Annotated in this window: 1 protein-coding gene; it reads left to right on the top strand. The window is 64.9% G+C overall.

The annotated features are described in order from the left end of the window. Window positions 1–560: hypothetical protein (locus tag ACTIMO_RS17170; protein WP_448183207.1), on the top strand; the 560-nt coding region annotated here is incomplete at its 5' end. Between the last annotated feature and the right edge of the window lie 83 nt (window positions 561–643).

Genomic DNA, 643 nt, shown 5'->3' with positions numbered 1-643 from the left:
AGGTTCGTGCCGTCGACGGCGATACGGTCGATGTCCAACCGATGATCGCGCAGATCGACGGCGCCGGCAATGCGCTGCTCCACGGCACGATCCACGGCCTGCCCTTCCTCAAGCTGCGGGCCGGGGGCAGCGTGATCGACCTCACGCCGAAGGTTGATGACATCGGCCTCGCGATCTTCTGCCACAACGATATCTCCGCGGTGAAGAAGACGAAGAAACCCGCAGCGCCTGGATCGCGGCGCCGTTTCGATTGGGCTGACGGCGTGTTCATCGGCGGTCTTCTCGGCGGCGCGCCGACACAGTTCATCCGGCTCGATGACGATGGCATCGCGATCCAGGCAGCGGCGGGGAAGGCCGTCCGGATCAAGTCGTCCGTCGCGGTGCAGTTCGAAGGTCCGGCAGACACCGATACCGAATATCGGGTGGACGGGGTAAAGGTGGTCGGCAACAGACAAGCCACGATCGCGCCGCCGAGCGGTGGCGGGACGATCGATGCCCAAGGGCGCACCGCCATCGCCTCGATCATCACTGCATTGCAGGCGCACGGCTTGATCGCCTGAGCCACCGCTCGGCGCGGTATCGTAGATTACATGGCCACGACACTGCTGCTCGACCGGGTGACCTGGGACCTCTGCGTCGATAC

The sequence above is a fragment of the Arthrobacter sp. CP30 genome, from assembly GCF_053470025.1.
The sequence above is the reverse complement of the archived record's forward strand: the minus strand, read 5'-3'. Positions and strand labels throughout refer to the sequence as shown.